Source organism: Cryobacterium sp. BB307, from assembly GCF_012274275.1.
GTDB lineage: Bacteria > Actinomycetota > Actinomycetes > Actinomycetales > Microbacteriaceae > Terrimesophilobacter.
In genome coordinates, this window is the sequence record NZ_JAANZA010000001.1 from 1233687 (window position 1) to 1254001 (window position 20315).

At 68.1% G+C, this 20315-nt stretch carries 18 protein-coding genes; 15 read left to right on the forward strand and 3 right to left on the reverse strand.

Features of this window, described 5'->3' with window-relative positions:
• The first annotated feature begins 34 nt into the window (after positions 1-34).
• The 5 genes from HGK58_RS06050 (at position 35) to HGK58_RS06070 (ending at position 8083) form a co-directional block, all read left to right on the forward strand.
• Complete coding sequence (locus HGK58_RS06050; protein WP_168626581.1) at positions 35-1285, forward strand: DUF58 domain-containing protein; 1251 nt, start codon at positions 35-37, stop codon at positions 1283-1285.
• The gene (locus HGK58_RS06055; protein WP_168626582.1) at positions 1251-3530 is read left to right on the forward strand and encodes a DUF3488 and transglutaminase-like domain-containing protein; all 2280 of its coding nucleotides are present in this window, start codon (positions 1251-1253) and stop codon (positions 3528-3530) included. Before HGK58_RS06050 ends, HGK58_RS06055 begins: the two co-directional genes overlap by 35 nt.
• A gap of 99 nt (positions 3531-3629) precedes the next feature.
• Positions 3630-4604, forward strand: a complete 975-nt coding sequence (locus HGK58_RS06060; RefSeq protein ID WP_227412029.1) for a MoxR family ATPase — start codon at positions 3630-3632, stop codon at positions 4602-4604.
• A 4-nt stretch (positions 4605-4608) separates the two neighbouring features.
• The gene (locus HGK58_RS06065) at positions 4609-5889 is read left to right on the forward strand and encodes a DUF58 domain-containing protein (protein ID WP_168626583.1); all 1281 of its coding nucleotides are present in this window, start codon (positions 4609-4611) and stop codon (positions 5887-5889) included.
• The gene (locus tag HGK58_RS06070; protein WP_168626584.1) at positions 5876-8083 is read left to right on the forward strand and encodes a DUF3488 and transglutaminase-like domain-containing protein; all 2208 of its coding nucleotides are present in this window, start codon (positions 5876-5878) and stop codon (positions 8081-8083) included. Before HGK58_RS06065 ends, HGK58_RS06070 begins: the two co-directional genes overlap by 14 nt.
• Here the strand turns inward: HGK58_RS06070 and HGK58_RS06075 are convergent.
• The 3 genes from HGK58_RS06075 to HGK58_RS06085 are packed head-to-tail and all read right to left on the reverse strand — an operon-like array spanning position 8067 to position 10822.
• Positions 8067-8828: an ATP-binding cassette domain-containing protein gene (locus tag HGK58_RS06075; RefSeq protein ID WP_168626585.1), complete on the reverse strand. Its 762-nt coding sequence runs from the start codon at positions 8826-8828 to the stop codon at positions 8067-8069. The genes HGK58_RS06070 and HGK58_RS06075 overlap by 17 nt on opposite strands.
• Positions 8825-9844, reverse strand: a complete 1020-nt coding sequence (locus tag HGK58_RS06080) for a putative F420-0 ABC transporter permease subunit (RefSeq protein WP_168626586.1) — start codon at positions 9842-9844, stop codon at positions 8825-8827. Before HGK58_RS06080 ends, HGK58_RS06075 begins: the two co-directional genes overlap by 4 nt.
• 3 nt (positions 9845-9847) lie before the next feature.
• A complete protein-coding gene (locus tag HGK58_RS06085) occupies positions 9848-10822 on the reverse strand; it encodes a putative F420-0 ABC transporter substrate-binding protein (RefSeq protein ID WP_168626587.1) in 975 nt (324 codons plus the stop codon).
• Between the two features lie 231 nt (positions 10823-11053).
• Here HGK58_RS06085 and HGK58_RS06090 point away from each other — a divergent pair, with 231 nt between their 5' ends.
• From HGK58_RS06090 to rpmF, 10 genes are all read left to right on the forward strand, one after another.
• The gene (locus HGK58_RS06090) at positions 11054-11902 is read left to right on the forward strand and encodes a nitrilase-related carbon-nitrogen hydrolase (protein ID WP_168626588.1); all 849 of its coding nucleotides are present in this window, start codon (positions 11054-11056) and stop codon (positions 11900-11902) included.
• Between the two features lie 16 nt (positions 11903-11918).
• Positions 11919-13337 (forward strand): dihydropyrimidinase, encoded by a 1419-nt coding sequence (gene hydA / locus HGK58_RS06095; RefSeq protein WP_168626589.1) that lies wholly within the window; start codon positions 11919-11921, stop codon positions 13335-13337.
• An 8-nt stretch (positions 13338-13345) separates the two neighbouring features.
• Positions 13346-14374 carry a TIGR03842 family LLM class F420-dependent oxidoreductase gene (locus HGK58_RS06100; RefSeq protein ID WP_168626590.1) on the forward strand — a complete coding sequence of 343 codons (1029 nt, stop codon included), beginning with the start codon at positions 13346-13348 and terminating at the stop codon, positions 14372-14374.
• Positions 14375-14377: 3 nt separating this feature from the next.
• Positions 14378-15292, forward strand: a complete 915-nt coding sequence (locus tag HGK58_RS06105) for an ABC transporter permease subunit (RefSeq protein ID WP_168626591.1) — start codon at positions 14378-14380, stop codon at positions 15290-15292.
• On the forward strand, positions 15289-16113 hold the full coding sequence (locus HGK58_RS06110) for an ABC transporter ATP-binding protein (protein ID WP_168626593.1): 825 nt from the start codon (positions 15289-15291) through the stop codon (positions 16111-16113). The genes HGK58_RS06105 and HGK58_RS06110 overlap by 4 nt, the downstream gene beginning before the upstream one ends.
• The gene (locus HGK58_RS06115) at positions 16110-16889 is read left to right on the forward strand and encodes an ABC transporter permease subunit (protein WP_168626594.1); all 780 of its coding nucleotides are present in this window, start codon (positions 16110-16112) and stop codon (positions 16887-16889) included. Before HGK58_RS06110 ends, HGK58_RS06115 begins: the two co-directional genes overlap by 4 nt.
• A gap of 58 nt (positions 16890-16947) precedes the next feature.
• Positions 16948-18093 carry an ABC transporter substrate-binding protein gene (locus tag HGK58_RS06120; protein ID WP_168626596.1) on the forward strand — a complete coding sequence of 382 codons (1146 nt, stop codon included), beginning with the start codon at positions 16948-16950 and terminating at the stop codon, positions 18091-18093.
• An 87-nt stretch (positions 18094-18180) separates the two neighbouring features.
• Positions 18181-19515, forward strand: a complete 1335-nt coding sequence (locus tag HGK58_RS06125; protein ID WP_168626597.1) for an aspartate aminotransferase family protein — start codon at positions 18181-18183, stop codon at positions 19513-19515.
• A gap of 17 nt (positions 19516-19532) precedes the next feature.
• On the forward strand, positions 19533-20102 hold the full coding sequence (locus tag HGK58_RS06130; protein WP_349236143.1) for a DUF177 domain-containing protein: 570 nt from the start codon (positions 19533-19535) through the stop codon (positions 20100-20102).
• Positions 20103-20105: 3 nt separating this feature from the next.
• A complete protein-coding gene (gene rpmF / locus HGK58_RS06135; protein ID WP_108517177.1) occupies positions 20106-20309 on the forward strand; it encodes a 50S ribosomal protein L32 in 204 nt (67 codons plus the stop codon).
• The last annotated feature ends 6 nt before the right edge of the window (positions 20310-20315 follow it).

Sequence of the window (20315 nt, forward strand, 5' to 3'; positions counted from 1 at the left end):
CGGTCTGCAAGACTCGTAGCGTAAGGCATCGACGATGATGAACTCAGACCCTCCGACGGGGCACCCAGGCGAACGCACCGAGCGTGCCTTCCGCCTGACCAGACGCGGGATCTTGCTGTTGTTCGCGGCCGCGCTGGCGTTCGTGTTCGCGTATGTCATCGGCTGGTACGAACTGCTGATCGTCGGCTCGTTCGCCTGCATCCCACCCTTGCTGTCCCTCGTGGTCGTGCACCGGATGCGCCCACAGTTCACGGTCGTCCGAACCATCGCCCCGTCGGTGCTCGCGGCCGGAAAGCTCGGTGCGGTGCGCCTCACGGTGCGCAACGTCGGTCAACGGCCGTCGGCGGCCGGCAGTTGGCGTGACCGGGTGCCGTGGCCGCCGGATGCCACCGCCGCTGCCACGCTCGACCCGATGCAGCCCTCCGGCCAACTGCACCTGCGCTACGAGTTCGTGCCACCCCGCCGCGGTGTCGTGGAGGTCGGCCCTCTGCTGGTCTCCTTCTGTGACCCGTTCGGGCTCGCCGAGGGGCAGTACGCGGTCGGCACCGCGGATCGCGTCATCATCGGACCGGAGGCTGCCCGCCTCGACGAGACCGTTGTCGAGATCGCGGCCGACAGCGGCTCGGCCCGGCTCTTCCAGCACCGTTCGCTCGCAGGCGAGCACGACATCATGACCCGCGAGTACCGGCCCGGCGACGCGATGCGCCGCGTGCACTGGCGAGCGTCGGCGCACCACGGCGAGCTCATGGTGCGCGAAGAGGAGAAGCGTTCCCACGCGGCCGCGGTCATTGTGCTCGAGACACGCGTGCGCCACTACGCCGACACCGCAGGGTCGCGTGCCCGGACCCCGGAGAGCGGCGCATTCGAATGGGCCGTGCGGATGACCGCGTCATTGCGCGACCACCTGTCCGCCGCGGGACTCGCGCTCACTGTCGTTGAGACGGCGATGCCGCAGCTGGGCGACCCCGATCGGCTTGACGAGTTCGTGGAGAGCCTCGCGCGCGTGCACCTGAGCTTCGACGACGATCGTGAACTCTCGCTCGCCGCCGACGGCACGAGCGGTGCCGGTTCGATCTTCGCGGTGCTCGGCGTGCCGGATGCCGCGACCCTCGGCACGCTCGTCAGCGCCCGAGGCTCGTTCGACGAGGCCGCCGCCTTCGTCTCCGAGCACACCCCGGTCGCCGCGATCGAGGAGCTGCGTCGCGGCGGATGGCGGGTCGTCGCGGTCACGCCAGAGACTCCGGTGGCGGATGCCTGGCATGGTCTGGGCGGTCCGGATGCGTGACCTGCTGAAGCGTGACCTGCTGAACACCGTGCGCTGGGAGCGCACCGGGTGGCGCACGAGCGGCATCCTGCTGGTGGCTTTCGCAGTCACCCTCGGTGGACTGCACACGATGCTGGAGGGCGTCGGCTGGTGGCTGTGGTGCATGGTGCTGGTGGTCGTGGTCCTCGGCAGCGGCGTTGCCGCCCGGTGGGCGGGACTCGGACGCTGGTCCCCGCTGGTTTCGACGCTCGCGTTGGCGGCGACCATCGTCACCCGGTTCGCTGCCGACACCGCCTGGCTGGGCGTGATCCCGACCGGCGACACCATCCTCCGCTTCCGCACGCTTCTGGTGGACGCCACCTACTCCATCACCTGGCAGAGCACGCCGGCCAACGCTGACGTGCCAATCCAATTCGTCATGGCGCTGGGCATCGGACCGCTGGTGCTAATCGCCGAGGCGCTCGCGTTCTCGGTGCGCCTGCCCGCTCTGACCGGCATCCCGCTCGTCGCCGTGTTCCTAGTGCCAGGGCTGACTCCGGATGCCGAGACCAGCGGACTCGCGTTCATCGGCACGGCCGCCAGCTACCTGTGGCTGCTCATGTCGACTCAGCGCTCGCTGGGCTCGTACCGGGGTCTGGCCCCCGCGCTCGCGATCGGGTCGATCGCGGTGATCGGCGGCCTTGTGCTCCCGGCGGCGCTGCCGAGCACCGAGCAGGGGATCACCGCAAGCGAAGCTGGTCCGAGCGTCGTCACCGGGGTCAACCCGATCGTTCGGCTCGGCGAGGACCTGAGGCGCACCGACGACCGCCCGGTGCTCAGCTACACGACCGCATCAAACAAGCCCTACTACTTGCGCCTGACCACTATCAGCGACTTCAGCCAAGACGGCTGGGGCCCCGAGCAGCCGGTCCTCGACCGGTCGAACCGACCGCACACGATTCCCCGCCCGAGCGGGCTGCAGGCGGACGTGCGGGTGCGGGAGGAGGTCGGCTTCATCAGCGTCGGCAACCTGGCGAGCCCGTGGCTGCCGGTGCCGTACCCCATCTCAAGCGTGACCCAACTCAATGGCGACTGGCTCTGGGACAAGGACACCCTCACCGTCGCGAGCAACACCGACCTCGCGATCGGTGAGAACTTCACCGTGCGAAGCCACGTCATCGAGCCGACACCCGAGCAGTTGCAGCGTGCGGGCACGACTGTCCCCGACGGCGTCGAGGATTACCTGGAACTGCCGGCGGTGCCGGCGATCATCGCCGATACCGCGCGAGAGGCGACCGCGGGAGTCGACACCAACTACGAGAAGGCAGTCGCGCTGCAGCAGTACCTGCGCAGCGCACTGTTCAGGTACTCGGAGCAGACGCCGGTCGCGGAGGGCTACGACGGCACCGGTGTCGACATGGTCGGGGTGTTCCTCGAGCGGCGGGCCGGCTACTGCATCCACTTCGCCTCGGCGATGGCGACGATGGCCAGGACACTCGGCATCCCCAGCCGGATGGTCATCGGGTTCCAGCAGGGCAGCTCAACCAACTCGCCCGGCGACAGCAAGATCTTCGAGGTAACCACCGACGACCTGCACTCGTGGCCGGAACTGTACTTCGAGGGCATCGGCTGGGTGGCCTTCGAACCCACCCAGAGCCGCGGTCGCCTGCCCGACTACGCGAACCCTGGCATCGCCGGCGTCCCGGCCGCGATCGGCGGCGCGATCTCCGGCAACGCCGGCGCGCCGCGCGACGACAGCGGTCTCGACGGCCCGGCCGCGCCATCCGGTTCCCAGGGGTCCGGCTGGTTCGTCAGCGGCCAGTGGAGGCTGCTGCTGCCCATCGCCGGCGCGGTGCTGCTCGTGATCGTCCTGTCGCTGCTGCCCGCTGGCGTCCGGATGCTCCGTCACCGGCGGAACGTGGCCGGGCTGCGGAGCGGACGAGGAAGCGCGATGCTGGCATGGCGGGAACTGCGGGCCACCGCCACCGACGTCGGGCTGGCGCTGCGACGCACCGAGACCCCGCGCGAAACAGTCGAACGGCTGCGGCGCGCGCGCGGCATGACCCAATCCGGACGGGACGCGGTGAGCCGGATCGGGGCGGCGGTCGAACGCGAACGCTTCGGCAGGCCCAGCGAGCTTGCAGACAGCGGGTCGCTCGCTGACGACGTGGCCGTCGCGACGGCGTGCCTGCGCTCTGGCATCGCGGGGCCGGAGCGCCTCCGGGCCACGCTCTGGCCGAACTCGCTCGTGAACAGGAACGGGCGATTGGCCGCACGCACCGGATAGCTTCGCGCCAAACCGTAGGCCCAGACCCGACCGTCTGGCAGACTCGCTCCAAGCACAAGCGGAAACGAGGAAAAGATAGTGACGATGGCGACAGGGACCATGGGGATCGACACCTTCCACTCGTTTGCGGCGGACATCATCGGCGGCATCGAGACCGTCATCGACGGCAAGCGCGACGCCATCGAACTCGCACTCACGACGCTCCTCGCTGAGGGTCACCTGCTGATCGAAGACGTCCCGGGCGTCGGCAAGACGATGCTCGCGCGTGCGATCGCCCGCTCGGTCGACTGCACCGTGAACCGCATCCAGTTCACCCCCGACTTGCTGCCATCTGACATCACCGGCGTGTCGGTCTACAACCAGGCCGAGATGGAGTTCCAGTTCAAGCCCGGCCCAGTGTTCGCCAACCTCGTCATCGGCGATGAGATCAACCGCGCGAGCCCGAAGACCCAGTCGGCGCTGCTGGAGTCCATGGAGGAGGGCCAGATCAGCGTCGACGGCGCCACCTACCCGCTGGCTCGACCGTTCACGGTCGTCGCCACGCAGAACCCGGTCGAGATGGAGGGCACCTACCCGCTGCCCGAGGCGCAACGCGACCGGTTCATGATCCGCATCTCGATGGGGTATCCGGATGAGGCGGCGGAGGTCACCATGCTGCGCACCCGGGAGACCTCCAGCCCGCTGGACCGCCTGACCCCGGTGGTGACCCTCGAGCAGCTCACGAGCATGATCGGCCTCGTCCGCAACATCTACGTCTCACCCGCGGTCGAGCAGTACACGGTCGCCATCTCGCAGGAGACCCGACGCGACCGTGACCTGCGCCTCGGGGCGAGTCCGCGCGCGACCCTGCACCTGGTCAGGGCTGCGAAGGCGCGCGCCGCTCTCGACGGACGCGAGTTCGTGCTGCCCGACGACATCGACGCCCTCGCGGTTCCCGTGCTCGGCCACCGGCTGATCGCCGCCGCGCGCGTCGCCGGTGGGGCATCCGCTTTCCAGGCCAGCAGCATCGCCGACATCATCCACCGCATCGTGGCGGCGACGCCGGTGCCGCTGGGCGCAGGCGAGTCTGCCTGACGCCATGCGTCGATCCACACGGGGGTGGGGCCGGAGGTCCCGAGCCAGACTGCTGCTTCGCGGCTACGCTCTGCTGATCGTCGGCGCCGGGCTGGGCCTGGCCGCCTACCCGGTTGGCCGGGTCGAGCTGCTCTACCTGGGTGCACTGCTGGTGGCGCTTCCGCTGTTCGCACTCGTGTTCGTGCGCTTCCGCAGGATCCGGATGGGCGTAGCCCGCCGGTTCTCGCCCCCGCTGGCCACCGCCAGGCAGCCGGTGCTCGCTCGCATCGAGGTGCGCAACCTGGCCGGCTCGCGCACGCCAGAATCGACCTGGTACGACGTGCTGCCGTGGCGCCCGTTCGGAACCAGAACCGGTGGTTTGCGTGCCCTGTCCGCTCACCGCAGCGCGGCCAGCCGCGGCACCGCGACCATCGTCGAGTACACCTTCACGCCGCCGCGCCGCGGCATCGTCGAGCTCGGCCCGTTCGTAGTCGACTTCGCCGACCCGTTCTCCCTCGCGTCCGGTGAGGCCGTGGTCGGGGAACCGCAGAAGCTCGTCGTCACACCGGACCTCATCGTGCTGCCGGATACCGGAGCGTCGATTCACGCCGACGAGGGTTCGGCGCGTGCGCTGCAGCGGCGCGCCAGCGGCGGCGACGATGAGCTGATGACCCGGGAGTACCGCAGCGGGGACCCCCTGCGACGCGTGCACTGGCGGGCGTCGGCGCACCACGGCGAGCTCATGGTGCGCCAGGAGGAGCAGCGCAGCCACGCCGAGGCGCGCATCCTGCTCGACACTCGCCGAAACGGTTACCGCGACACCACCCGAGCGACGCCGGAGCAGCCGGAAAGCGAGGCGTTCGAGTGGGCGGTGCGCTTCACCGGGTCGCTCGCGCTGCGCCTGCAGCGCTCCGGCTTCACGGTGCGGATCGTCGAGACCGCTGCGCGCCAGCTCGCGTCCCCGGAGCAGCTCGAGGAGTTCCTGGAGAGCCTCGCCGCGGTTAACCTGGTCGACGAGCCGCGTACCGACGGGGTGTTCTCGCTGTTGCCCGACCCCGGCCGGTCGCTTGGCAGCGTCTTCGCGGTGATGTCGGATGCAGAACCGCACCTGGTCGACCGACTCGCGGCGCAGCGGCACCAGTTCGAGCTGGCGATCGCGTTCGTCGTCGATTCACGCGTGGACGCCGTCGAGCGGCCCCTCCGGCAGGCCGGGTGGGCCTGCGTGCCGGTCACAGCCGACGACGACCCATTCGACGCCTGGGTCGCGGCTGCCATCGCTCGGGAGGCGCAGCTTGCGCGCGCCTGACAAGCGCGTGGTCGACGAGCGACCGGCGGCGCGCAGCCTCGCGCTGCTGTTCTGCTTCGCCGCGGCGCTCGCCGGCCTGCACACGGTCATCGCCGAATTCGACTGGTGGTTCGTGCTCGTCCTCGTCGCGCTCGTGATGCTCGCCATCCCCGCCGGCGTGCGCGCGCTCACTCCACGCCGCTGGGCGCCGCCGCTGGTGGGGGCGCTCGCATTCCTCGGCATTCTCACCGCGTTCTTCGCACCGCGCACCGCGTTCCTGCTCGTGGTGCCCACCGAGGAGACGTGGGAGCGTTTCGGTACCCTCATCCGGCGCGGCTCCGACTCGATCGAGGGGCAGTCGGTGCCCGCGGACACGGACACCGGGATCATGTTCATCCTGTGCCTGGCCGTCGGATGCCTGGTGCTGCTGGCGGACCTGCTGGCGAACGCGATCCTCATGCCTGCGGTCGCGGGAATCCCGGTCCTGGTCGTGCTCGCGATCCCCGCTGTCACCGGATTGGACCGCACCGACCCAGTCGTGTTCGCGCTCACCGCCGTGGCGTATCTGGTGCTGTTGCGCGCGGGGTCGCCGCTGCACCAACCGGGCCTGTCCCTGACCGTCGGTGCCCTCGCGGTCGCCACAGCGCTCATCGCTCCGCTCGTGCTGCCGCCGGTGGCGCAGTCGGTGCAGACGAACGACCGGTTCGGCGGGCTGCTCGCCGGCGTCAACCCGGTGCTGAACCTTGGTAGCGACCTCCGCCGTGAGCTCGAGCGCACACTGCTCACCTACACCACGAGCAGCGGCGACGGCCACTACCTGCGCCTCGTGAGCCTGCAGAATTTCACCGCAGAGACCTGGGCACCAGACGAGCCCACCTTCGACACCGCCAACGTCCCGCAGCGCATGGGGGACCCGCCCGGGCTGTCAGCGGACGTGCCGACCGGGTCCGAGAGCGTCTTCGTCGACATCGCGAGCCTCGGCAGCCCGTGGCTGCCGGTGCCATACCCGACGACCGGCATCTCCGGGCTGCGCGGGGACTGGTTCTGGGACTCCGATACCCTCACCCTCACGAGTCCTGACGACACCGCGCGCGGGGAGGACTACCGCGCCGAAATCCTGTCTGTGCAGCCCACTCCTACCCAGCTGGTGACCGCGGGCGAAGCGGTGCCGGATGGGTTCGAGCGCTACACCGACCTGCCCGCCGACCTGCCGCCGGTGATCGGTGAGGTGGCGCGGTACATCGCATCCGATGCCGCGAGCAGCTACGAGAAGGCGATCGCCCTGCAGGAGTTCTTCCGCGACGGCGAGTTCACCTACTCTGAGGAGGCGCCGGTCGAGCAGGGCTACGACGGCAACGGGATGGACGTGATCGAGCGGTTCCTCGGCGTCAAGAGCGGTTATTGCGTGCACTTCTCCTCCGCGATGGCGGTCATGGCGCGCACCCTCGGCATCCCCGCTCGCGTCGCCGTCGGCATGCTGCCCGGCGAGACCACGGGTGAGCTCGAGGGCGGTCGCGAGGTCATTCGGGTCACCACGGCGGACCTGCACGCCTGGCCAGAGCTGTACTTTGACGGCATCGGCTGGATCCGGTTCGAACCGACCCCCGGCCGCGGCTTCGTGCCCACCTACGCCGACGAAGCGGCGCCCGGAGTGCCGCAAGCCCCGGCGCCGATCTCTCCGCAGCCGACGCCGACACCGACCGCCGCCCCCAGTCCGTCCGCGACCACCGCGCCGGGGGAGAGGCCGACAGACGACGAGGCGGACGGATCCGAATCCGGCACCGGATGGCTGTGGTTCAGCGGCGTCGTGCTCGGCGCAGTGCTGCTGCTGCTGATTCCCGCCATGATCCGCGCCATCCAGCGCGCGGTTCGCCTCAGCAGGCTCGAGCGCGGGCAATCGCTCGCCGACACCGGCTGGCGCGAGGTGCTGCAGACGGCGAGGGATCTGGGCAAACCGGTGGCTGACACCGCTACACCGCGCGTCGCCGCGCGCTCGCTCGCCGGGTCGGTGCCGGTCCCCGCCCTCGCCGGGACGCTGTCCGCGATCGAACGGGAAGCCTACGCACCGCCATCGAGCCTCGCCCCCGGGCAGCGCCGCGCCGATCAGGTGCGCGAGGTGCTCAATGGGCTGCATGCGAGCGCGAGCATCCGGGCGAGGCTGCGCGCCCTGTTCGCGCCGCGCTCGATCTGGCAGCCGATCACTCGAACGCGATAATCGGCCGCCGCGTCACCGGATGCGTGAGCACTGTCGCCTCGACCCGGTAGACCTCACGAATCAGATCCGGCGTCAGCACCTCGGCCGGTGCGCCCTCGGCGACGACACGGCCGGCCGCGAGCGCGACAACGTGGTCGGCGTACCCGGCCGCGAGGCTCAGGTCGTGCAGTGCCGCGAACACCGTCGCGCCATCGTCGGCGAGGCTCCGCAGCAGAGCGAGGGTGTCGAGTTGCGCCCGGATGTCGAGGTGGTTGGTCGGCTCGTCCAATAACAGCAGGCGCGGCTCCTGGGCGAGCGCGCGAGCGAGTTGGACCCGCTGGCGTTCCCCGCCACTCAGGGTCGAGTAGTCCCGCTCGGCGAATTCGGTCATGCCCACGGTGGCCAGCGATCGGTCGATGACATCGTCCTCGGGTGCGGCGGGAGCCAGAAGCGGGCGGTGCGGCGTCCGGCCGAGTTCCACGGCGGAGCGCACGTCGAGGCTGAACTCGGTCGTGACGTCCTGTTCGACGACGGCGAGCATCCTGGCCCGCGCTCGTCTGGGCATGCCCAGCAGGTCCTCGCCGTCGAAGCGTGCGCTTCCGCCGGCCGGCATCACCCCGGCGATGCCGCGCAAGAGCGTCGACTTGCCCGCGCCGTTGGGTCCGACGAGTGCGCTCACCGCGCCGGCGGGCAGGCTGAGGTCGACCGGGTGCACAATCGTCCGGTCCCGGATGGCGACGGTGAAGTCGCGCAGAGCGAGGCTCACGTGCTGCTCCTCCGACGTGCCAGGAGCACCGCGAACACCGGTGCGCCGAGGATGGCCGTGACGATACCGACCGGCAGCTCGCGCGGGTCGAACACCGTGCGCGCGATGGTGTCGGCCCAGACCAGCACAATCGCACCGAGCAGGGCGACGAGCGGCAGCAGCACCCGGTGCCGCGCGGCCACCATGAGCCGCACCGCGTGGGGGAGCACAAGCCCGATGAACCCGATAGAGCCGCTCACTGACACCATGGCGCCGGTGAGCAGCGCGGTGAACACCAGCAGCACCCACCGCGCGCCGGTTACGTTGATGCCGAGTGCCGCGGCCGCCGAGTCGCCGAACGCGAACCCGTCGAGCAGACGGCCGGCGAGCAGCACCGGGACGCCCACGACGACCAGCGCGCCGACGGAGATGACGACTGCCTGCCAGTTCGCGCCGGCGAGCGAACCCAGCAGCCAGTTCAGGATCTCCCGGAACGAGTCGCCCTTCGCCGACCAGAAGATGACGAAGCTGGTGAGCGCGGCGGCGAGAGCCGACACGGCGACACCCGCGAGCACCGTGCGGGTCGGCGACAGCGGCCCGGCGGCGCTCGCTAGCAGCAGCGTCGCGACGAGCGCCGCGAGCGCGCCGCCGAAAGCGGCGATCGGGAGCAGCACCGAAACGCCGATTATGAGCACCGTGACGGCGCCGAGGGACGCGCCGGCGGAAAGGCCCAACAGGTACGGATCGGCGAGCGGGTTCCGGGTGATGGCCTGCATCACCGCCCCGCTGATGGCGAGCCCAGCGCCGACCGCCGCCGCCGTGAGTACGCGCGGCAGCCGCAGCTCCCAGACGATGCCGTCGCGTAGCGGCGACAGCGTTGCCTCGCCGAAACCCAGGTGCGCCGCGACGCTCGCGAGCACATCGGCGGGCCGGATGTCGGCCGCCCCCAGGCAGATGGCGGCGATGATCGTCGCCACCAGCACGGCGGCAAGCAGCGCACCCCAGCCCCAGCTCAGGAGACGGTTTCGGGCGCGCATCCTTTACTCGAGCCCGAGCTTGTCGAGCTGCTCGAGGATGCTTCCGACCGCCTGCACGTTTCGCACCCCGGCCTCGCCCGCGGCGAACGGGACGATGATGAACCGGTCGTTCTGCACGGCATCGAGCGCCGCCGTCGCCGCGTTCGCCTTGAGGTAGTCGACCTTGGATGCTGCGGTGTTCCACGCCGCATCAACCAGCACGATCACGTCCGGGTTCGCCTCGATCACCGACTCCCAGCCGATCGACACCCAGGTGTCGTCAGCCTTCACGATGTTTGTGAGCCCCGCCGCATCGAGCATCATCTCCGGCGCCCCGATGCCCGCGCCGACGTACGGGGTGTCCTTGCCGGAGGAGTACCACAGCGCGGTCAGCCCCGCCGTCGACGGTTCGAGCTGATCGAGGGCGTCGCGCTGCTCTGCGATGAGTTCGGTCGCGGCGGCCTCGGCACCGAAGACGACTCCGGCTTCCTCGAACTCGTCGAAGAGCACGTCGAAGGTCATTCGGGGCGGTTGGTAACCCTCGGCCTTGCACGCCGACGGCGGCACATAACTGCCGACGCCGAGCCCGGCCAGCACCGTGCGGTCACCGGCGGCGTCCGCGGTCAGGTTCGATTCCCAGCCGGCGAACACGAAATCCGGCTCGAGGTCGAGCACTGCTTCCTGGCTCGGGACCCCGTCGCTGATGACCGGGATGTCCGCGGCCGTGGCCCGCCACCCGGCGGGCACCGGGCCATCCTGGAACGCCATGCCGAGGATGCGGCTGTGAAGCCCGAGGGCGAGCAGCAGTTCGGTCGTGGTCGACTTGATCGTGATAATGCGCTCAGGCGGCTCACCCACCTCGAACGTGAAGCCGCAGTTGTCGATCGTTTCGGGTGCTGCTGGTGCCGGCGCGACCGGCGTGACGGAACTCGAGCAACCGGCGAGGGCGAGGATGGCGAGGGCGCACAGTCCGGCGAACGGGCTGATAAGACGGGGCATGAGAGCCTCACGGAGTCGAAGGGAACGGCACAAGGATGGCGGCTCAAGCGTGCCGACCGAGGACCTGCCGCCCCAACTCACGGGGAAAACTCACCGCACCAGATCCGGTGCGAGGGTCCGCTCCAAATCTAGCGAAGATTACCGTTCACAACGGCCGCATTCACCGGTAGGTTTGCGCCAACCACAAACTCGCGCACCCCCAACGGAGTGGGCAATCGAGCGGAGGAACAATTGGCAGTCGTACGTGCGGCAATCACCCAGACCACCTGGACCGGCGATAAAGAGTCGATGCTCGACAAGCACGAGCAGTTCGCCCGGCAGGCAGCAGCAGAAGGTGCGAAGATCATCTGCTTCCAGGAGCTCTTCTACGGTCCGTACTTCGGGATCACCGAGGATCCGAAGTACTACGAGTACGCGGAGCCCGCGGATGGACCGGTCGTGCAGCGTTTCGCAGCGCTCGCGAAGGAGCTGGGGATGGTCATGGTGCTCCCAATCTACGAGGAGGACCAGCCGGGCGTGTACTACAACACCGCCGTCGTCGTCGATTCAGACGGGACGATCCTCGGCAAGTACCGCAAGCACCACATCCCGCACCTTGAGAAGTTCTGGGAGAAGTTCTACTTCCGTCCTGGCAACCTTGGCTACCCGGTCTTCAACACCTCGGTCGGTCCGATTGGTGTGTACATCTGCTACGACCGTCACTTCCCCGAGGGCTGGCGCGAACTCGGCCTGAACGGCGCGCAGATCGTCTTCAACCCGAACGCGACGAAGCCCGGGCTCTCCAACCGGCTGTGGGAGATCGAACAGCCCGCCGCCGCAGCAGCCAACGGCTACTACGTGGCTGCTCCGAACCGCGTCGGCACCGAGGACAACGAGTACGGGGACCTCGCGGTCACCTTCTACGGCTCGAGCCAGTTCGTCGACCCGCAGGGCAACCTGGTGGGCGAGTACGGCAGCAACGAGAACGAAGAGGTCGTCATCCGCGACCTCGACCTCGACATGATCCGCCAGGTGCGCAACAACTGGCAGTTCTACCGCGACCGTCGCCCGGAGTCCTATCAGTCGATTCCGAAGCCGTAACGGGAGGCGATCACACTTGAAGACCCTCATCAAGAACGGAACAGTCGTCAACGCCACCGGCACCGCGGTCGCCGACGTGCTCATCGACGGCGAAACGATCGCCGCGGTGCTCGAGCCGGGGTCGAGGCTGCTCGGCTTCGACATCGAAGGCAACGTCGACACGGTGATCGACGCGGCCGGCAAGTACGTGATCCCCGGCGGCATCGACGCGCACACCCACATGGAGATGCCATTCGGCGGCACGTTCGCGAGCGACACCTTCGAAACCGGGACCAGGGCGGCGGCGCACGGCGGGACAACCAGCATCGTCGACTTCATCGTGCAGTACCCGGATCAGAACATCATCGACCAGTACAACGCGTGGCACGAGAAGGCCGGCGGGAACTGTGCGATCGACTACGGGTTCCACCAGATCCTGTCTGATGTGCAGGAGTCGTCCCTCACCGCGATGGACGAGCTCATCGACGAGGGAGTGACCAGCTTCAAGCTGTTCATGGCCTACAAGGGCGTGTTCCTCTCGGACGACGGGCAGATCCTGCGCGCGTTCCAGAAGGGCGCCCAGAACGGCGCGATGATGATGATGCACGCCGAGAACGGCGCCGTCATCGACGTGCTCGTGCGGCAGGCGATCGAGGCGGGCAACACTTCGCCGTACTACCACGGGCTCACCAGGCCATGGCAGGCGGAGGAAGAGGCGACGCACCGCGCCATCATGATCGCCGACCTCACCGGCGCACCGCTGTACGTGGTGCACGTCTCCGCGAAGCAGGCGGTCGAGCAGATCGCGGCAGCACGCGATCGTGGTCTCAACGTCTTCGGCGAGACCTGCCCGCAATACCTGTACCTGTCGCTCGAGGAGCAGCTCGGCGCGCCAGGGTTCGAGGGTGCCAAGTGGGTGTGCTCGACGCCGCTGCGATCCCGCGAGGAGGGCCACCAGAACCACATGTGGCATAGCCTGCGCACCAATGACCTGCAGATGGTCTCCACCGACCACTGCCCGTTCTGCATGAAGGACCAGAAGGAGATGGGCAAGGGAGACTTCTCCAAGATCCCGAACGGCATCGGCGGGGTCGAGCACCGCATGGACCTGATGTACCAGGGAGTGGTCGACGGGCAGATCTCGCTGGCCCGCTGGGTCGAGCTGACCTCCACGACGCCCGCCCGGATGTTCGGAATGTACGGCAAGAAGGGCGTCATCCAGCCCGGAGCCGACGCTGACGTCGTAATCTACGACCCGAACGGGCACACCTCCATCGGCCTGGGCAAGACCCACCACATGAACATGGACTACTCCGCCTATGAGGGCTTCGAGATCGACGGCCACGTCGACACGGTGCTCTCCCGCGGCCGGGTGATCGTCGACGGCGACGAGTACCTCGGGCGCAAGGGCGACGGGCAGTACATCAAGCGTGGCCTGACCCAGTACCTGAGCTGAGGCGCGCCATGGACTTCGGAGCTGTACTCCAGACCAACCCGCCCGCGGCGCGAACCGTGCACCTTGCGAAACTCGCGGAACAGTACGGGTTCAGCCACGTGTGGACGTTCGACTCGCACCTGCTGTGGCAGGAGCCGTACGTCATCTACAGCAAGATCCTCGACGAGACGCACCGGGTGATCGTCGGCCCGATGGTCACCAACCCGGCCACGCGCGACTGGACGGTCACCGCATCCATCTTCGCGACACTCAATGAGATGTACGGCAACCGCACCATCTGCGGCATCGGCCGCGGCGACTCCGCCGTGCGCGTCACAAACGGCGCGCCGACGACGCTGAAGACGCTGCGCGAAGCGGTGCACGTCATCCGCGAGCTCGCGAACAGCCGGAGCGTCGAGTACAACGACGCCCATCTGCAGTTCCCATGGAGTCGCAGCTCCAGGCTGGACGTCTGGGTGGCAGCCTACGGTCCGCTCGCGCTGAAGCTTGCAGGTGAGGTCGGCGACGGCTTCATACTGCAGCTTGCCGACGTCGATATCGCCAAGTGGATGATCAAGGCCGTGCGGGACGCCGCAGAGGCGGCCGGGCGTGATCCGCTGAGCGTGAAGTTCTGCGTCGCGGCGCCGATGTACATCGGTGACGACTGGGAGCACATGCGGGACCAGACCCGCTGGTTCGGTGGGATGGTCGGAAACCACGTCGCCGACATCGTGGCCAAGTACGGCACAGAAGGGGAAGGCTCACACGTCGTCCCGCAGGCGCTGACCGACTACATCAAGGGTCGCGAGGAGTACGACTACAACGAGCACGGGCGTGCGGGGAACGTGCACACGCAGTTCGTGCCGGACGAGATCGTCGACCGCTTCTGCCTGCTCGGGACGGCCGCCGACCACATCGCGAAGCTCGAGGAGCTGAAGGCGATCGGCGTCGACCAGTTCGCCGGCTACCTGCAGCACGACAACAAGGAGGAGACGCTCCGCGTTTACGGGGAGACCGTGATCCCCGCACTTACCGACCCGATCATCGCGAAGGGCTAGACAATGTCATCCGTATCCCTGGCGCGCAGCACGCGCGCCAGGCGCAAGGGGACACAGGTCAAGCGCTGGCTGTTCGGGCTGCTCGGGCTGGTGATCGTTGCGCTTGTCTGGGAGGGCTACAAGCTGCTCGGCCCGGCCGACGGGTTCGTGATCGCCGGCACCCGGGTACTGCCGCGCACGAGCGACCTTGCCATGCCGCACGTGTGGGACATGTTCTCCCGGCTCTTCGAACCCGTGACGAGCGCCGCAACCGCGCGGCCGCTGTGGCTCGAGGTGGCGATCGCGGCGACCCTGACGCTCGGTATCGCCGCGGTCGGCTGGCTCGTCGGCCTCGTGGTCGGCATCGGCTTCGCCCTCATCATGCAGCGGTGGAAGCCCGCCGAGTGGTCGATCCTGCCGTGGATCATCCTCAGCCAGACGATTCCGCTCATCGCGTTCGCTCCGGTCGTGCGCAGCTGGGGCTCGCGAATCGAGATCGGCGCGTTCGAGTGGGAGGACTGGATGTCGGTCGCCCTCATTGCGTCCTACCTCGCTTTCTTCCCGATCGCGGTGGGCGCGCTGAAGGGCTTGCACTCGCCCGATCGGCTGCACATCGAGCTCATGCGGACCTACGCATCCGGATGGTGGCAGACGCTTGTGAAGCTGCGGCTGCCGGCCGCGGTGCCCTATCTGCTGCCGGCGCTGCGGCTCGCCGCAGCCAGCGCCGTCGTCGGGGCGATCGTCGCGGAGGTCTCCACCGGTTTGCAGGGCGGCATCGGCCGACTGCTGATCACCTACGCCGGGCAAGCGTCCGGGGACCCGGCGAAGGCTTGGGCCCCCATCTTCGGTGCCATCGTGCTTGGTCTGGTCGCGGCCGGCTCCGTCGCGCTACTCGGCCTGATTCTCAGAAAGTACCGACGCTCGGAGGTAACCGCATGATCGAGAAGGCTCCCACCCGACCCGCCGACGCCGTCACAGTGACGGGCGTCGACAAGGTCTTCTCGACCGGGAAGGGGGAGGTCCGCGCGCTCGACGGCATCGACATGACGGTCAGCGCAGGGGAGTTCGTCTCGCTCATCGGGCCATCCGGCTGCGGGAAGAGCACCCTGCTGAGACTCATCGCCGACCTCGACGAGCCGACGGTAGGAGAGATCCGCGTCTTCGGCAAAGCCGCAAGGAGGGCTCGAGTCGACCAGGATTACGGCATCGCCTTCCAACAGGCGGCGCTGCTGCCGTGGAGGACCGTCGAGGACAACATCGCGCTGCCGCTCGAACTGCACAAAGTCGGTGCGGCCGAGAGGCGGGCGCGCGTAGCAGAGCTGATCGAGCTCGTCGGACTCGGCGACTTCGGCGAGAAGTACCCAGACCAGCTCTCCGGCGGCATGCAACAGCGCGTCGCGATCGCCCGTGCGCTCGCCGAGAAGCCGAACCTGCTGCTCATGGACGAGCCGTTCGGGGCGCTCGACGAGATGACCCGCGAGTACCTGCAGACCGAGCTGTTGCGTATCAGCGCCGAGACACGCGCGGCGGTGGTCTTCGTGACGCACTCGATCCCCGAGGCCGTGTACCTCTCCGACCGTGTCGTGGTGATGTCGCCGCGCCCTGGGCGCATCGATGGGATCGTGCCGATGCAGCTCGGCTCCCCGTCGAGTCGCAGCGACGACATCCGGGAGGACGCAGCATACTTCGAGATGATCACGGCAGTGCGAGAGGTGCTGCATGGCGGCGCCCCGATCCCCAAGGGGGTGGAGACACGATGAACCGGTCGCTGCGCGACGGATCGGTGCGGATTCTCGCACCGGTCGTGCTCGGCGCGGTCGTGGTCATCGCGTGGCAGCTCCTCGCAGGCAGCGGCCTGGTCGAGGCGTACCTGCTGCCGAGCCCCGCCGCGATCGGCGAGCAGATCGTCGAGTTCGCCCCAAGCATGGTCTCCGCGTCCGGGATCACCGGACTGAACTCCCTCATCGGGCTCATCATCGGCTCGGTGTTCGGGATACTGCTCGCGCTGCTCGCGGTCGCGCTCAGGGTCATCGACTGGATGGTTGAGCCGATCGTCGCGGCGCTGGCCGTCATCCCGATCGTCGCGCTCGCACCGGTGCTGAACACCATGTTCGGTGCGGACTCGCAATTCGGGCGGCAGGCCATTGCGGCTCTCGCGTCGTTCGTGCCCGTGTTCATCAATACCGTCCGCGGCCTGCGGCAGACGCGGCCAGTGCACCGCGACCTGATGCGGGCGTACGCGGCTTCCGGGGTGCAGGTGATGCGCACTCTGACCTTGCCGACTGCGATCCCGTTCGTCTTCACGGGCATCCGGCTCGCGGCGTCACTCGCGGTGATCTCGGCGCTCGTCGCCGAGTACTTCGGCGGCCCGCGCGGAGGACTCGGCGGGCTCATCGCGACGTCCGCCGCCTCGAGCGCCTACCCGCGCGCGTGGGCGTACGTCGTCGCATCCATCATCCTCGGGCTCGCGTTCTTCCTCGTCACCCTCGCGATCGAACGCTGGGCGACAGGTCGCCGCGCGCCCGTACCGCTATAACCACAAGCCAGAACCACCGCCAATCACGCAAGGAACTTCTCAGGGAAAGGGATGAAAGATGAAGCACAGCACGCGCCGCATAGCGGCGATCGGGGCTGCGGGGCTCTCCGCAGCGCTCATCCTGTCCGCATGCACCGGAACCGGCGGCGAAACGGACGGCAACGGCGACGGCGAACTCACCGAGGTGAAGCTGCAATTGCAGTGGCTGCCACAGGGGCAGTTCGCCGGCTACTTCGCCGCGCAGGACCAGGGCTACTTCGAGGATGAGGGGCTTTCGGTCGAGATCATCCCGTCTGGCGGTGACATCGTGCCGCAGGACGCGCTCGCCAACGGCGACGTCGACTACGCGATCGCCTGGGTGCCGAAGGTGCTCGGATCGATCGAAGCCGGCGCCAACGTCACCAACATCGCTCAGATCTTCCAGCGCTCCGGGACGCTGCAGGTCTCCTGGGCGGACTCCGGCATCGACTCCGTCGCAGACTTCGAAGGCCGCAAGATCGGCTCGTGGGGCTTCGGCAACGAGTGGGAGATCTTCGCAGCGATGGCCGAGGAGGGTCTTGACTCCTCGACCGTTGAGATCATCACGCAGGACTTCAATATGAACGCGTTCCTCTCTGGTGACATCGACGCCGCGCAGGCGATGACGTACAACGAGTACGCCCAACTGCTGGAGTCGGTGAATCCGGACACCGGTGAGCAGTACACCGAGGACGATTTCAACGTCATCAGCTACGAGGACACCGTCGGCGCCATGCTGCAGGACGCCATCTGGGCCGACACCGAGCGGCTCGAGAACGACGAGGAGTACCAGGACACCACCGTCGCGTTCCTGAAGGCCGTGATCAAGGGTTGGATCTTCGCGGCCGAGAACCCGGAGGACGCATCAGCGATCACTCTCGCCGCGGGCTCCAACTGGGGTCCGAGCCACGAGCTGTGGATGGTCAACGAGACCAACAAGCTCATCTGGCCCGCGGAGAACGGCATCGGCTTCATCGACGAGGAGGCGTTCAACCGGACGGTCGAGGCCGCGCTCAGCGCCGTCAACGAGACCGGTGCACGCCTGATCACCGAGGAACCGCCGGCCACCGCGTGGACGAACGAGTACATCGAGCGGGCACACCAAGAGCTCGAAGGCGAGGGACTCGACCTCACCGGTGAGGGCTTCAGCCCGATTCAGGTGACGCTGGAGGAGGGCGGCAACTAGGTAACTTCCTGGCCCCTCGGGACTGGCTCTAGAGTGAGTCCCGAGGGGTTCACCTCGTCTTCACAAGCTCCAACGAAGGACCAATTGATGACCAGCATCGACCAGACCCCGCTGAACACCGCAGATGGGAAGCGCACCTACGACCTGGACCGCTCGCACGTGTTCCATTCCTGGTCGGCTCAGGGCTCGCTCAACCCGTTCGTCGTCGCTGGCGGCAGCGGATGCACGGTGTGGGATTACGACGGCAACGAGTACCTGGACTTCTCGAGCCAGCTCGTCAACACCAACATCGGCCACCAGCATCCGGCCGTCGTCGAGGCGATCACCCGGCAGGCCGAGACTCTCGCGACCGTCGCGCCGTCCCACGCCAACCTCGCCCGCGGCGAGGCGGCCGAGCGCATCCTGTCGCACGCGCCGGCTGGCTTCTCGAAGGTGTTCTTCACCAACGGCGGTGCGGATGCGATCGAGAACGCGATCCGGATGGCGCGATTGACCACCGGTCGCGACAAAGTGCTGACCACGTACCGCTCGTACCACGGCAACACCGGCGCGGCGATCGTCGCGACCGGCGACTGGCGGCGGATGCCGAACGAGTACGCGCGCGGCCACGTCCACTTCTTCGGCCCGTTCCTGTACCGCAGCGAGTTCTGGGCCGAGACGCACGAGCAGGAGTCGGAGCGTGCGCTGCGTCACCTCGAGCGGGTCATCCAGTCAGAGGGGGCGGACGGGATTGCCGCGATCCTGCTGGAGACCGTGCCTGGCACCGCCGGCATCCTGGTGCCGCCTCCCGGATACCTGGCTGGCGTGCGTGCGCTGGCCGACAAGTACGGGATCAAGTTGATCCTGGACGAGGTCATGGCGGGCTTCGGCCGCACCGGCCGCTGGCTCGCGCTCGACGACTTCGACGTCGTGCCCGACCTGATCACCTTCGCCAAGGGGGTCAACTCCGGGTACGTCCCGGCCGGCGGTGTGATCATCTCCGACGAGATCGCGGCCGCGTTCAATGACCGGGTCTTCCCCGGCGGGCTCACCTACTCCGGCCACCCGCTGGCGATGGCCGCGATCGTCGGCGCGCTGGACGCGATGGAATCGGAGGGCATCGTCGACAACGCCAGGATGATCGGCGAGCAGCACCTCGGTCCGGGCCTGAGGAAGCTGCAGGAGAAGCATCCGATGATCGGCGAGGTCCGCGGCGTCGGCGTGTTCTGGGCGCTGGACCTGGTCACCGATCGCAACACGCGCGAGCCGGTGCCGGCATCCGTCATCGGTGGGCTCAAGGCCGACCTGCAGCGCCGCGGCCTGCTGGCGTTCACCGCGGAGAACCGCATCCACGTCGTCCCGCCGTGCATCGTCACGCCGGACGAGGTCGAGCAGGCCCTCGCCCTCTACGACGAGGCGTTCACAGCAGCCGAAAGCGCGTAGCGACGTAGGCTGGGATCGTGGAGAAGACGTCATCGCCCTACCTCATCAATGTGCGCGACCTCATTCACCGGCCGGGGGAGCAGCGCGAGCGCGACCTCGAGATCACGACACCGGATGAGCTCGCCAACGCCGTCATCGGTGTCCGGGCTGGCGAGCCGATCAGCGTGAAGGCGACGCTCGAGTCGCTGCACGACGGGATCCTCGTCAGCGCGGAGGTCGACAGCACCGCGCGGGGTGAGTGCGTGCGCTGCCTCATCGACATCAGCCAAGAGGTCGAAGTCGATATCCAGGAGGTTTTCGCGTATTCTGTCGACGAAGCTTTTGATTACGAAGTTCAAGGTGATCACGTGAACCTTGAACCGGTGATCAGAGATGCGGTGGTGCTTTCACTGCCGTTCCAACCGGTCTGCCAGCCGGATTGCCCCGGCCTGTGCCCACAGTGCGGGGTGCGCTTGCTGGATGAACCCGGCCACAAGCACGAAGAGCAAACGGATCCTCGCTGGTCTGCGCTCGCCGCGCTGGCCGGAGAACCGCAAAACCCAGGCGAGACCGGCACCAAACCGGGTGCCGAGACAGAAGAGAGATAAGCAATGGCTGTTCCCAAGCGCAAGATGTCCCGCGCGAGCACCCGTGCGCGCCGCGCACAGTGGAAGGCGACTCCGCCCACGCTCGTGAAGACCATCGAGGGCGGCAAGGTCGTCTACAGCCTTCCGCACCGCGCGAAGGTGGTCGAGGACTCGGCCGGCACGCCTCTGTACATGGAGTACAAGGGCCGCAAGGTCGCTGACGTCTGATTCGCA